Raw genomic sequence first — 13566 nt, forward strand, 5'->3', positions numbered from 1 at the left:
CGCCTGGGGGCGGTTCTGTTTACGTTGCTTTCCAGCTTCCAGCTTCCAGCTTCCAGCTTCCAGCTTCCAGCTTCCAGCTTACGGCTTCGGTTCGATTTCCCAGCTGACGTTGACACCGGCCTCGATGGTGATGGTGCCCGGGCGATACTCGGCGGGGCCGGCGCCCTCGGCGCGTGCGTCGCTCATCGCCATCATCCGCGGCTGGAATACCGGCGCGCGGGTCTCGCTGGCGGCGATCACCTCGCCCAAGCCGATACCCAGCGTCTCGGCCATCAGCTCGGCCTTGTGGCGGGCCTTCGCAAGCGCCTTGACCAGCGCCTCGTCGGTGGCGGCCTCGCGGTCGGACAGGTCGTAGCGCACGCCGTCCAGGGCGTTGACGCCGGCCGCGGTCAGCGCGTCGAGCAGCGCCGGTAGCTGCGCGAGATCCTCTACCTCGATGCTCAGGGGACGCTGCAGGCGAGTGCGCACCCGCGGCTCCGGCTTGTCGTCGCCGCGCTGCACGTCCGACAGACGCTGCGGCTGGACCTGCAGCGAACCGGCGGTGACCGACTCGCTGGCAAGCCCCTGAGCCTCCAGGCGCTGGATCAGTGCGGCGGCGCGCTCCTCCAGGCGCTCGCGGGCCTCGCGCAGGGCATCGGCTTCGACGTCGGCCGCTTGCGCCACGGCCGGGGTGTGCTCCCAGAGGCGGGCCTCGAGGGTGGCGCGATCCGGCACGACCGCAAGCTCGGCCTGTGCCTGGACGTCCAGGCGGTGGGGCGTCTCTGCCGCCAGGGCGCTGGCCGTCATCGGCGGTGCGATCGACAGCATGGCGACCAGGGCCGGAAGGAACAGCGCTCGGGCGGGGCGTGGGAAGGACATGACACTCTCCTTGTCGTCGGATGGATACCCGGCTTCGAGCCCGCGGCGCAGGGATGGTTCCTCTCCTTGCAATTGCATCGTGCCCCGTCATCATGAGCAGACCATCGACGACCGTGAGACCGGGCATGCCCCCACCCCCCGAAAGCGAGCAGCAGAGTATCCCCCTCAACCTGACCCTGGCCCTGGCGGCCCTGGTGGTGATCGTGGCCGGCATGCGGGCGGGGTCCAGCCTGCTGGTTCCGCTGCTGCTGTCGCTTTTCATCGCCGTGGTCTGCACGGCCCCGGTGCAGTGGCTCAATCGCCTCGGCCTGAGTCTGCGTCTCTCGGTATGGCTGACGCTGGTGGTGATCGGCGGCTTCCTTTCGCTGCTCGGCGTGCTGCTGGTCAACAGCTTCGGCACCTTCGTCGACGCGCTGCCGGGGATCGAGCAGAAGCTCTACCAGTACTACCTGGGGCTGCTCGACGGCCTTGCCGGGCTGGGCCTGGCCATCGACACCGATCGCCTGGCGGAGCTGCTGGATGCCGAGCAGTTCGGCGGCTGGATCCCGGCGCTGCTCGGTGAGGTGGGCAACCTGATGATGCAGAGCATCGTCGTGTCGCTGCTGGTGATCTTCCTGCTCTTCGAGACCCTCAACTTCCGCGACAAGATCTCCCGGGCCCTGGTCAACCCGGCGCCCAGCCTTCGGCGCTTCAGCGAGTTCAGCCACACCCTCAAGCGATACCTGGCCGTGAAGACGTTGATTAGCCTGGCGACCGGCGCCCTGATCTGGTTGGCCTGCAAGTTCCTGGGGGTGGAGTTCCCCCTGCTGTGGGCGGTACTGGCCTTCGCCCTGAACTACATTCCCAACATCGGCTCGGCCATCGCCGCGGTGCCACCGGTGATGCTGCTGCTGGTCTCCCCGCAGGGAGGGCCGGTCGATGCCATGCTGCTCTCGGCGGCCTATCTGGGGGTGAACTTTGTGATGGGCAACATCATCGAGCCGCGGGTGATGGGACGTGCCCTGGGGCTCTCCACCTCGGTGGCCTTCCTGTCGCTGGTGGTCTGGGGATGGATCTTCGGCGCGGTGGGCATGCTGCTCTCGGTGGTGCTGACCATGACCCTGAAGATCGCCCTGGACAGCCACCCGCAGACCCGCTGGATCGCGCATCTGCTGGGGCCGGCGGTCGGCTCGCCGCTCGATCAGGCGGATCGGCCGATCTCCAAGCGCGAGGATGAGTAGCCTCTCGAGGAGAAGCCCTTCGAGGCGTCGCCCTAAACGACATCGCCCCGGCCGTGGCCGGGGCGATGAGCGTTCGGGGAAGGCGTGCGATCAGGCGTTCTGGTCGATGAACTGGCTCAGCTGAGACTTGGACTGGGCGCCGACCAGAGACGCGACCTTGGTGCCGGACTTGAACAGCATCACGGTGGGCACGCCGCGCACGCCCTGTTCGGCGGCGATTTCCGGAGCGTCGTCCACGTTGATGCTGACCACCTTGAGATTGCCATCGCGCTCTTCGGCAACCTCGTCGACCACCGGCGCCATCACCTTGCAGGGACCACACCAGGGGGCCCAGAACTTCAGCAGGACCGGCGCGTCGGCCTTGAGGACTTCCTGCTCGAAGTTGGCATTGGTGACATCGACGTTGTTGGCCATGTGATTCTCCAGTTTCGTTGCGCTGCATCGAGCGGGTAAGGGGGCATGCGGGACATGCCCGGTCGGACGATGTTAGCGATCGTCCGGGGTGCTGGCAAATCCACGCTGCCCATGCGAACGCCGGTTGGCGGTTGCATCGGGCCCGTCAGGTTATGCTATAAAGTGATTGTGGGTTATTTTTTTATGTCCTTAAAGTATTTTAAGGGCGCCATGACAGGCCGACACGCACGGCATTCTTGCCTCAACATCCACAGTCAACACGCACAGTCAGCACGCATAGACAGTACGCAAAGACAGCACGCATAGAGAGGGCGGCCATGAAGCTTCAGCAGCTGCGTTACATCTGGGAGGTGTCACGCCACAACCTCAACGTCTCGGCCACCGCACAGAGCCTCTTCACCTCCCAGCCCGGCATCTCCAAGCAGATCCGCCTGCTCGAGGACGAGCTCGGCGTCGAGATCTTCGCCCGCAGCGGCAAGCACCTGACTCGCGTTACCCCGGCGGGGCAGGCGATCATCGAACTGGCCGGTCAGGTACTGAGGCTGGCCGAGAACATCAAGGACGTCGCCCAGGAGCACAGCGACGAGCGCCGCGGCAGCCTCTCCATCGCCACCACTCACACCCAGGCACGCTATGCGCTGCCGCCGGTGATTCGCGACTTCACCCAGAAGTATCCCGACGTGGCGCTGCACATGCAGCAGGGCACGCCCAAGCAGATCGCCCAGATGGTCAGCGATGGCCAGGCCGACTTCGCCATCGCCACCGAGTCCCTCGACCTGTTCAACGATCTGGTGCTGCTGCCCTGCTATCGCTGGAACCGCTGCGTGCTGGTGCCCACGGGCCACCCGCTGGCCGAGCTCGAGACCCTGACGCTGGAGGCCCTGGCCGACTATCCGCTGGTCACCTACGTGTTCGGCTTCACCGGACGCTCCCAGCTCGACGATGCCTTCCGGGCGCGCGGCCTGTCGCCCAACGTGGTGCTGACCGCCGCCGACGCCGACGTGATCAAGACCTACGTGCGCCTAGGCATGGGGGTGGGCATCGTCGCCCACATGGCGGTGGATGCCGAGCACGACACCGACCTGGTGGCGCTGGAGGCGGATCACCTGTTCGAGAGCTCCACCACCAAGATCGGCATTCGTCGCGGCACCTTCATGCGCGGCTACATGTACGACTTCCTGGAAGGCTTCGCCGGTCATCTCGACCGCGACCTGGTGGATGCGGCGCTGGTCGCCGGGCCCCGCCACGAGCAGGGGCTGTTCGAGGATATCGAGCTGCCGATCCGCTGAGCCTCGAGCCCACGCCCCATCGCATGCGCGTCATGCCGAAGGAGTAACACAACGAAAGGGGCGCCCCGCGGGGCGCCCCTTTCCATCGTAGGCCCATCTCAGGCAGGCGAGCGGCTCAGACGCTCGACGAGGCCGGCGGCGCCAGGTTCACGGCGTGCAGCCCGCACTCCTTGCCGCCCTGATCCTCCCACCACCAGCGACCCTCGCGCTCGTGCTGGCCCGGCAGGGTGGGGCGCGTGCAGGGTTCGCAGCCGATGCTTACGTAGCCGCGCTCGTGCAGGGCGTTGTAGGGCACGTCGAACATGCGGATGTAGGTCCATACGTCGTCGCTCGTCCAGCGGGCCAGCGGGTTGATCTTGATGAGCGGCGCCTGCTCGCTGCCGAAGGCGCTGTCGTGCTCGGCGATCTGCAGGCTGGAGCGGGTGCCAGGACTCTGGTCGCGGCGCTGGCCGGAGACCCACACCGGCAGGCCCGCCAGACGGCGGCGCAGGGGCGCCACCTTACGGATGCCGCAGCACTCCTGATGGCCGTCGCGATAGAAGCTGAAGAGCCCCTTCTCGTGCACCAGGGCCTGCACGGCCTCGGTGTCGGGCACGCGCACGTCGATGGCGATGCCGTAGTGATCGCGGACTCGCTCGATGAAGGCGTAGGTCTCGGCGTGCAGGCGGCCGGTGTCCAGCGAGAAGACCGTCACGTCCTCCTTCGGCGCGACCTTCAGGGCCAGGTCGATCAGCACCACGTCCTCGGCGCCGGAGAAGGAGATCGTCAGCTCGCCGAAGGCCCGGTAGGCGGCGCGCAGGATCTCCTTGGGCGTCTCCTGGTCGTGCTCGAGGACGAAGCGGTTGGGGTCGAAGGCGGTCATGGCGCTCTCTGCTTGCGATATTGCCGCTACCCTAGCAGAGCCGTGGTGCCCCTCCCCAATACCGAATGATTGGATATCTATGTCTAGATTGACTAATGAAGGCGCCTTTTTATTCTATTTCTCGCCAACTTTCGGCGTCGCCAGAGCGCGCATCAGGTGGCGGATCTTGTCCAGGGTCTCGGCATATTCGGCGTCGCCATTGGAGTCGGCCACCAGGCCGCCGCCGCCCCACAGGTGCAGTCGGCCCGCCTCGGCCACCACGCTTCTGATGGCGATGGAGGTGTCCATCCGCCCGCGCACGTCGACGTAGCCGAGGCTGCCGCAGTAGGCGCTGCGCCGGCTGGGCTCCAGCTCGTCGATGATCTGCATGGCGCGCACCTTGGGCGCGCCGGTGATAGAGCCGCCGGGGAAGGCCGCCGCCAGCAGGTCCATGGGGCGCCGGCCGGCCGCCAGCTCGCCGGTGATCACGCTGACCAGGTGGTGGACGTTGGCGTAGCTCTCCAGGCCGCAGAGGGTCGGCACCCGCACGCTGCCGGGGCGGCAGACCCGGCCCAGGTCGTTGCGCAGCAGGTCGGTGATCATCACGTTCTCGGCGCGATCCTTGAGGCTCGCCTCGAGCTCGGCGGCCAGCCGCCGGTCCTCGTCGGGGGTGGCGCCCCGCGGCCGGGTGCCCTTGATCGGCCGGGTCTCGACGCGCCCGTCGCGACACTCGATAAAGCGCTCCGGCGAGAGCGAGAGGATCGCCTGCTCCCCCTCGGGGCCGGGCCAGGCCAGGTAGCCGGCGTAGGGCGTGGGGGTGGCCTCGCGCAGGCGGCGATAGGCGGCCCACAGGTCGCCTTCGTAGGGGGCGCTGAAGCGCTGGGCCAGGTTGATCTGGTAGCAGTCGCCGGCGCGGATGTAGGCCTGCACGGCGTGAAAGCGTGCCAGGTACCCCTCGCGACTGAGCTCGGCGGCGAAGGGCGCAGTGAGGCGAAAGGCCGTCGCCGGGGGCGCGGCCGCCGCCAGCCACGCGAGCACCTTCTCGCGTCGCGCGGCGCTGCCCACCAGCCAGCTCTCCCGGCGATCGTGATCCTGGATCAGCGCCCAGTCGTAAAGGCCGACCCGGCTGGCCGGCAGCGTGACGGCCGGGCGCGCCTGTCCCGCTACCGGCTCGAGGCGCTGCCCCAGGTCATAGCTCCAGTAGCCGATCAGTCCGCCGAGAAACGGCAGGTCGCTCTCCGGCGCCTCCCCGGGCAGCCGGTCGAGCAGCGCCTGCTGGGCGGCGAAGGGGGAGAGCTTCGCCAGCGTGGGGTCGCCGTGGACGCGGCCGGCGGCGTCGACCTCGAGCAGCGCCAGCGGGTCGCAGCTGAGGATGTCGTAGCGCCCACCGGGCGCCGTCGGCCGACCACTGTCGAGCAGCACGGCGCCGGGCCTGTCGCGCAGCACCGCGAAATAGCCGAGCGGGTCTTCGTGGTAGGGCAGCGGTGTGATCTCGAGCGGTGGTGTCATCAGGAGTCTTCCCCAAACAGGGCGTCCATTCTAGGCATCGCGAACCGACTTGTCCCTTGTGGCGATCGAGCATGGTCGACACGCGCGTCGCCATCGGTCGGGTTGTCTACAACCAAAGGTGAAGGTTTTCTGCCGCATGGCCGGTTGACCGCCGGTAAGGCAGTGGCTAAAGTTCTTCCATCATTTAATTGTCGACAATCGCCATGACCTTAGCCGCAACGGAACAGGCCACTACCCCCGAAGTTCGCACCCTGGCGGAGCGGGTCTTCAACCAGCTGCAGGACGCCATCGTCCGGGGCGAGCTGGCGCCTGGCAGCAAGATCACCGAGCCGGGCCTCTCGCGCGCCTACGGCATCTCGCGCGGGCCGCTGCGCGAGGCGATGCGTCGCCTGGAGTCGCACCGGCTGATCCAGCGGGTGCCCCACGTGGGCGCCCGGGTGGTCCAGCTCTCCATGAAGGAGCTGCTCGAGCTGTTCGACCTGCGCGAGGCCCTGGAGAGCATGGCCGCACGGCTGGCCGCCGAGCACATGACCCCCGAGGAGATCGCCGGGCTGCGCGAGGTGCTCTCCGTGCACGAGCGCCAGGCCGACCTGCGCCGCGGCGAGGCCTACTATCAGCGCGAGGGCGATCTGGACTTCCACTACCAGATCGTGCTCGGCAGCCACAACAGGATGCTGATGGGCCTGCTCTGCGACGACCTCTACTACCTGGTGCGGCTCTATCGTACCCAGTTCAGTGCCAGCGGCACGCGCCCGCAGCGTGCCTTCGTCGAACACCACCGCATCGTCGACGCCATCGAGGCGGGCGACGCCGAACTGGCGGAGCTGCTGATGCGCCGCCACGTCAGCGCCTCGCGAGCCAACGTCGTCGAGCGCTATGCGGCCACCCTCGAACCGCAGGATAGCGAGACCTCCTCCTGAGGCGCTCGACCCACTAACCGGAGACCCTCCATGACTCAAATGACGCCCGGCGCTCGCTTCCGTGCCGCCCTTGAGGCCAACCGTCCGTTGCCCATCGTCGGCACCATCAATGCCTATACCGCCATGATGGCCCAGCGCGTGGGCCACCAGGCGATCTACCTCTCCGGTGGCGGGGTGGCCAACGCCTCCTTTGGGCTGCCTGATCTCGGCATGACCACCATGAACGACGTGGTCGAGGACGCCCATCGCATCTGCGGCGCCACCGACCTGCCGCTGCTGGTGGACATCGACACCGGCTGGGGAGGTGCCTTCAACATCGCCCGCACCGTCAAGGAGATGCAGCGTGCCGGCGTCGCCGCCGTGCACCTCGAGGACCAGGTGGCGCAGAAGCGCTGCGGCCACCGTCCCAACAAGGCGATAGTCTCCCAGCAGGAGATGGTTGACCGCGTGAAGGCCGCCGCGGACGCGCGCCTCGATCCGGACTTCACCCTGATCGCGCGCACCGATGCCTTCCAGAAGGACGGCCTGGACGCGGCCATCGAGCGGGCCAACGCCTGCATCGAGGCGGGCGCCGACGCCATCTTCGCCGAGGCGGTGCACACCCTGGATGACTACAAGGCCTTCTGCGAGCGCGTCGATGCGCCGATTCTCGCCAACATCACCGAATTTGGCGCCACGCCGCTGTTCTCCCAGCAGGAGCTCGGTGAGGTGGGCTGTCGCATGGTGCTCTACCCGCTGTCGGCCTTCCGCGCCATGAACGCCGCGGCCCTCAAGGTCTACCAGAGCATCCACGACACCGGCCACCAGCGCGATGTGGTGGAGCTGATGCAGACCCGCGACGAGCTCTACGACTTCCTCAACTATCACGACTTCGAGCAGAAGCTCGACGCCTTGTTTGCAGAGAACAGTAACGCGGAGTAGGGCAGCGACGCCTGACACGCCACGATACCGACAATAAACGACTCACGAGGAGACACGACATGGCAGATAAACCCATCAGTGGCGCCGGCCTGCGCGGCCAGAGCGCCGGCACCACGGCCCTGTGCACCGTCGGCCAGACCGGTTCCGGCCTGACCTATCGCGGCTTCGACATCAAGGAGCTGGCCGAGAAGGCGAAGTTCGAGGAAGTGGCCTACCTGCTGCTCAAGGGCAAGCTGCCCAACCAGGCCGAGCTCGATGCCTACATCACCAAGCTCAAGGGCCTGCGTGATCTGCCCCAGGCGCTGAAGACGGTGCTCGAGCAGATCCCGGCCGATGCCCACCCCATGGACGTGATGCGCACCGGCGCCTCGATGCTCGGCAACCTCGAGACCGAGCAGAGCTTCGACGAGCAGCAGGACGTCTCCGACCGCCTGCTAGCCGCGCTGCCGTCGATCATCTGCTACTGGTACCGCTTCTCCCATGACGGCGTGCGCATCGAGACCGAGACCGACGACGCCTCGGTGGGCGGGCACTTCCTGCACCTGCTGCGCGATGAACCGGCTTCCGAGCTGCACGCCCGGGTGATGAACGTCTCGCTGATCCTCTACGCCGAGCACGAGTTCAACGCCTCGACCTTCACCGCCCGCGTCTGCGCCTCGACGCTCTCCGACATGCACTCCTGCGTGACCGGCGCCATCGGCTCGCTGCGCGGCCCGCTGCACGGTGGCGCCAACGAGGCGGCCATGGCGATGATCGAGGACTGGCAGTCGCCGGAAGAGGCCGAGCGCGAGATCATGGGCATGCTCGAGCGTAAGGACAAGATCATGGGCTTCGGCCATGCCATCTACCGCGAGTCCGACCCGCGCAACGCCATCATCAAGCACTGGTCCCAGAAGCTGGCCGAGGACGTGGGCGACAGCGTGCTCTACCCGGTCTCCGAGCGCGTCGAGGCGGTCATGTGGCGCGAGAAGAAGCTGTTCTGCAACGCCGACTTCTTCCACGCCAGCGCCTACCACTTCATGGACATCCCGACCAAGCTGTTCACGCCGATCTTCGTCTGCTCGCGCGTCACCGGCTGGTGTGCCCATGTCTTCGAGCAGCGCGCCAACAACCGCATCATCCGCCCGAGCGCCGACTACGTCGGCCCTGAGAAGAGCGAATGGGTGCCCATCGAGGAGCGCGACTGATCCAGCCCCCGGGGCGACCCTAGTCGGTCGCCCCTTGCCCCTTCCATTCTCGACGACTTTCCGGCGGACGCCATGAATACCGACTACCGCAAGCCTCTTCCCGGTACCGAGCTGGACTATTTCGACACCCGTGCGGCCGTCGACGACATAAAGCCCGGTGCCTACGATACCCTTCCCTACACCTCGCGGGTGCTGGCCGAGCAGCTGGTGCGCCGCTGCGAGCCGGAGCTTCTGACCGATGCGCTCACCCAGCTGATCGAGCGTCGGCGCGACCTGGACTTCCCCTGGTACCCGGCCCGCGTGGTGTGTCACGACATCCTCGGCCAGACGGCGCTGGTCGACCTCGCCGGCCTGCGCGACGCCATCGCCGAGCGTGGCGGTGATCCGGCCAAGGTCAACCCGGTGGTGCCGACCCAGCTGATCGTCGACCACTCCCTGGCCGTCGAGCATGCCGGCTTCGAGCAGGACGCCTTCGACAAGAACCGCGCCATCGAGGATCGCCGCAACGAGGATCGCTTCCACTTCATCGAGTGGACCAAGACGGCCTTCGAGAACGTCGACGTGATCCCCGCCGGCAACGGCATCATGCACCAGATCAACCTCGAGAAGATGTCGCCGGTGATCCAGGCTCGCGAGGGCGTCGCCTTTCCCGATACCTGCGTGGGCACCGACAGCCATACCCCGCACATCGACTGTCTGGGCGTCATCGCGCTGGGCGTGGGCGGCCTCGAGGCCGAGACCGTTATGCTGGGGCGCCCCTCCATGATGCGCCTGCCGGACATCGTCGGCGTGGAGCTGACCGGCAAGCGTCAGCCCGGCATCACCGCCACCGATATCGTCCTGGCCATCACCGAGTTCCTGCGCCAGGAGCGGGTGGTTGGCGCCTACCTGGAGTTCTTCGGCGAGGGGGCCAAGAGCCTGACCATCGGCGACCGCGCCACCATTTCCAACATGACGCCGGAGTACGGGGCCTCCGCGGCGATGTTCTACATCGACGACCAGACCCTGGACTATCTCAAGATCACCGGTCGCGAGCCGGAGCAGGTCGAACTGGTCGAGACCTACGCCAAGCAGACCGGCCTGTGGGCCGACAGCCTGAGCGAGGCGCAGTACGAGCGGGTGCTGACCTTCGATCTCTCCACCGTGGAGCGCAACCTGGCCGGGCCCTCCAACCCGCACCGTCGCCTGCCCACCAGTGCCCTCGCCGAGCGCGGGATCGCCGTGAGCTCTTACATGGACAGCGACCAGGCCCAGGAGGAAGAGAAGGCGGGCAAGATGCCCGATGGCGCGGTGATCATCGCCGCCATCACCAGCTGCACCAACACCTCCAATCCGCGCAACGTCGTGGCCGCCGGCCTGCTGGCCAAGAAGGCCAACGATCTGGGCCTTTCGCGCAAGCCCTGGGTGAAGTCCTCCTTCGCGCCGGGCTCGAAGGTCGCGCGCCTCTACCTGGAGGAGGCCGGCCTGCTGCCGGAGCTCGAGAAGCTCGGCTTCGGCATCGTCGCCTACGCCTGCACCACCTGTAACGGCATGTCCGGCGCCCTGGACCCCGAGATCCAGCAGGAGATCATCGACCGCGATCTCTACTCCACGGCGGTGCTCTCCGGTAACCGCAATTTCGACGGCCGCATCCACCCCCACGCCAAGCAGGCCTTCCTGGCCTCGCCGCCGCTGGTGGTGGCCTACGCCATCGCCGGGTCCGTGCGCTTCGACATCGAGCAGGACGTGCTGGGCACCGACCAGCAAGGCAACCCGGTCACCCTGAAGGACCTCTGGCCCTCCGACGAGGAGATCGACGCCATCGTCGCCGAGTTCGTCAAGCCGGAGCAGTTCAAGCAGGTCTACATCCCGATGTTCGACCTGGACGCCGCCGAGAAGGCCGAGAGCCCGCTCTACGACTGGCGAGCGCAGAGCACCTACATCCGCCGTCCGCCCTACTGGGAAGGCAACATGGCGGCGGTGCGCGCCCTCAAGGGGATGCGGCCGCTGGCGATCCTGCCAGACAACATCACCACCGACCACCTGTCGCCCTCCAATGCCATCATGATGGACAGCGCGGCCGGCGAGTACCTGCACAAGATGGGCCTGCCGGAGGAGGACTTCAATTCCTACGCCACCCACCGGGGCGATCACCTCACCGCCCTGCGGGCGACCCTGGCCAACCCCAAGCTCTTCAACGAGATGGTGCGGGACGAGAACGGCGAGGTGCGCCAGGGTTCGCTGGCGCGCATCGAGCCGGAAGGCGAGGTGACCCGGATGTGGGAGGCCATCGAGACCTACATGGAGCGCGACCAGCCGCTGATCGTCATCGCCGGGGCCGACTACGGCCAGGGTTCGTCCCGCGACTGGGCCGCCAAGGGCGTGGCGCTGGCGGGCGTGGAGGCGATCGTCGCCGAGGGCTTCGAGCGCATCCACCGCACCAACCTGATCGGCATGGGCGTGATGCCCCTGCAGTTCGAGGAGGGCACCACCCGCCATACGCTGCAGCTCGACGGCACCGAGACCTACGACGTCGAGGGCGCGCCGGCGCCGCGCGCCACCCTCGAGCTGGTGATCCACCGCCAGACCGGCGAGGTCGACCGGGTGCCGGTGATCTGCCGCCTAGATACCGCCGAGGAGGTGACCGTCTACTCCGCCGGCGGCGTACTGCAGCGCTTCGCCCAGGACTTCCTGGAGTCCGAGGTCGAGGCGGTCGGTTGAACCGGGCGATGACCATCACCCACTGATCCACCCATCGACCCGGCGCCGCCACGGCCCCGGGTCGATCTTTCTCGAGAAGGACGCAAATTCCATGGCACACCATCCACAGATCCGGGTGCCCGCCACCTACATGCGCGGCGGCACCAGCAAGGGCGTCTTCTTCCGCCTCGACGACCTGCCGGAGGCCGCTCGGGTCCCCGGCGAGGCCCGCGACCGTCTGCTGATGCGGGTGATCGGCAGCCCCGACCCCTATCAGAAGCAGATCGACGGCATGGGTGGGGCGACCTCCAGCACCAGCAAGACCGTGATCCTCTCGAAGAGCGAGAGCCCCGATCACGATGTCGACTACCTCTTCGGCCAGGTCTCCATCGACAAGGCCTTCGTCGACTGGAGCGGCAACTGCGGCAACCTCTCCGCCGCGGTGGGGCCCTTCGCCATCAGCAACGGCCTGGTGGACCCCGCGCGTATTCCCGAGAACGGCGAGGTCGAGGTGCGCATATGGCAGGCCAACATCGGCAAGACCATCGTCTCGCGGGTGCCGATCACCGACGGGCAGGTGCAGGAGACCGGCGACTTCGAGCTCGACGGCGTGACCTTCCCGGCCGCCGAGGTGCCGGTGGCCTTCAAGGATCCCGCGGACGGCGAGGGGGCGATCTTCCCCACCGGCCGGCTGGTCGATGATCTGGAGGTGCCGGCCGAGGTGGTGGAGGGGGGCATCCTCAAGGCGACCATGATCAATGCCGGCATTCCCACCGTGTTCGTCAACGCCGACGATCTCGGCTACTCCGGCAGCGAGCTGCAGGAGGCGATCAACGGCGATCCCCAAGCGCTTGAGCGCTTCGAGACCATCCGCGCCCACGCCGCCCTGCGCATGGGGCTGATCAAGGAACTCGGCGAAGCCGCTAACCGCCAGCACACCCCCAAGGTGGCCTTCGTGGCGCCGCCGGCGAGCTACACGGCCTCCAGCGGTAAGGCGGTCGAGGCCGAGGCGATCGACCTACGGGTGCGGGCGCTCTCCATGGGCAAGCTGCACCACGCCATGATGGGCACCGCCGCGGTCGCCATCGCCTCGGCGGCGGCCATCGAAGGCACCCTGGTCAACTTGGCGGCGGGCGGCGGCAAGCGTAACGCCGTCACCTTCGGCCACCCCTCCGGTACCCTGCGAGTGGGTGCGGAGGCGAGCCTGGTCGACGAGCGCTGGGTGATCGACGAGGCGGTGATGAGCCGCAGCGCCCGAGTGCTGATGGAAGGCTGGGTGCGGGTGCCCGGCGACAGCCTCTGAGTCGCCAGCGCCCTATGCATACGCGCCCCGTGTCCGTGACGCGGGGCATTTCCTATAGTGAAGAGTGGTAAAGAGAAACACCGTAAGCGCTCCACAAACCCCATCTTCTGCAACTGAATAGTGTCCATCAGACTGGTGTCACCCGATCCCAAGGAGGACACCATGACCGACCTGACCCCGACACAGGCCTTCTGGCTGGGCCATCTGTTCCATGCTTCCTCTCGGCAATTGCCGTTGAGTGAGAACGCAGCGGAGCAGGGACTGGAGCTGGCGTCACTGCTGGCGTGGGAGCAGCGCCTGGTGGTGCAGGAGGTACCAGTACCACCTCGTCATCGCCCGCAGCGCTTCGTCGCCGTGGAGGTGGCCCGATGATTCGGCCAGACACGGGACTGAGGGTCTACCTGTGCCGCGAGCCGGTCGACATG

At 67.3% G+C, this 13566-nt stretch carries 12 protein-coding genes; 8 read left to right on the forward strand and 4 right to left on the reverse strand.

Annotated elements, in window-relative coordinates:
* Positions 1–78: 78 nt before the first annotated feature.
* On the reverse strand, positions 79–858 hold the full coding sequence (locus tag BM388_RS03500) for an SIMPL domain-containing protein (protein WP_089847264.1): 780 nt from the start codon (positions 856–858) through the stop codon (positions 79–81).
* Positions 859–983: 125 nt separating this feature from the next.
* Here BM388_RS03500 and BM388_RS03505 point away from each other — a divergent pair, with 125 nt between their 5' ends.
* Positions 984–2078: an AI-2E family transporter gene (locus BM388_RS03505; RefSeq protein WP_089847266.1), complete on the forward strand. Its 1095-nt coding sequence runs from the start codon at positions 984–986 to the stop codon at positions 2076–2078.
* A gap of 90 nt (positions 2079–2168) precedes the next feature.
* Here BM388_RS03505 and trxA read toward each other — a convergent pair whose 3' ends face one another.
* Positions 2169–2492: a thioredoxin gene (gene trxA / locus BM388_RS03510; protein ID WP_089847268.1), complete on the reverse strand. Its 324-nt coding sequence runs from the start codon at positions 2490–2492 to the stop codon at positions 2169–2171.
* A 317-nt stretch (positions 2493–2809) separates the two neighbouring features.
* Here trxA and cysB point away from each other — a divergent pair, with 317 nt between their 5' ends.
* Complete coding sequence (cysB, locus tag BM388_RS03515; protein ID WP_089847270.1) at positions 2810–3781, forward strand: HTH-type transcriptional regulator CysB; 972 nt, start codon at positions 2810–2812, stop codon at positions 3779–3781.
* A gap of 115 nt (positions 3782–3896) precedes the next feature.
* Here the strand turns inward: cysB and BM388_RS03520 are convergent, their stop codons facing one another.
* A complete protein-coding gene (locus BM388_RS03520) occupies positions 3897–4724 on the reverse strand; it encodes a phosphoadenylyl-sulfate reductase (RefSeq protein ID WP_425431902.1) in 828 nt (275 codons plus the stop codon).
* A 33-nt stretch (positions 4725–4757) separates the two neighbouring features.
* A complete protein-coding gene (gene pabB / locus BM388_RS03525; protein ID WP_089847274.1) occupies positions 4758–6131 on the reverse strand; it encodes an aminodeoxychorismate synthase component I in 1374 nt (457 codons plus the stop codon).
* Positions 6132–6334: 203 nt separating this feature from the next.
* Between pabB and BM388_RS03530 the strand changes: the two genes are divergently transcribed.
* From BM388_RS03530 to BM388_RS03555, 6 genes are all read left to right on the forward strand, one after another.
* The gene (locus tag BM388_RS03530) at positions 6335–7051 is read left to right on the forward strand and encodes a GntR family transcriptional regulator (RefSeq protein WP_089847277.1); all 717 of its coding nucleotides are present in this window, start codon (positions 6335–6337) and stop codon (positions 7049–7051) included.
* A gap of 30 nt (positions 7052–7081) precedes the next feature.
* Positions 7082–7972 (forward strand): methylisocitrate lyase, encoded by an 891-nt coding sequence (gene prpB, locus BM388_RS03535; RefSeq protein ID WP_089847279.1) that lies wholly within the window; start codon positions 7082–7084, stop codon positions 7970–7972.
* Positions 7973–8031: 59 nt separating this feature from the next.
* The gene (prpC, locus tag BM388_RS03540; RefSeq protein ID WP_089847281.1) at positions 8032–9159 is read left to right on the forward strand and encodes a bifunctional 2-methylcitrate synthase/citrate synthase; all 1128 of its coding nucleotides are present in this window, start codon (positions 8032–8034) and stop codon (positions 9157–9159) included.
* Between the two features lie 72 nt (positions 9160–9231).
* Entirely contained in the window at positions 9232–11859 is a 2628-nt protein-coding gene (gene acnD / locus BM388_RS03545; RefSeq protein WP_089847283.1) for a Fe/S-dependent 2-methylisocitrate dehydratase AcnD, read from the forward strand.
* A gap of 91 nt (positions 11860–11950) precedes the next feature.
* The gene (prpF, locus tag BM388_RS03550) at positions 11951–13141 is read left to right on the forward strand and encodes a 2-methylaconitate cis-trans isomerase PrpF (protein WP_089847285.1); all 1191 of its coding nucleotides are present in this window, start codon (positions 11951–11953) and stop codon (positions 13139–13141) included.
* 162 nt (positions 13142–13303) lie between these two features.
* Positions 13304–13513 (forward strand): hypothetical protein, encoded by a 210-nt coding sequence (locus BM388_RS03555; protein ID WP_089847289.1) that lies wholly within the window; start codon positions 13304–13306, stop codon positions 13511–13513.
* Positions 13514–13566 lie beyond the last annotated feature (53 nt).

The organism is Halomonas saccharevitans (assembly GCF_900116405.1).
Taxonomy (GTDB): domain Bacteria; phylum Pseudomonadota; class Gammaproteobacteria; order Pseudomonadales; family Halomonadaceae; genus Halomonas; species Halomonas saccharevitans.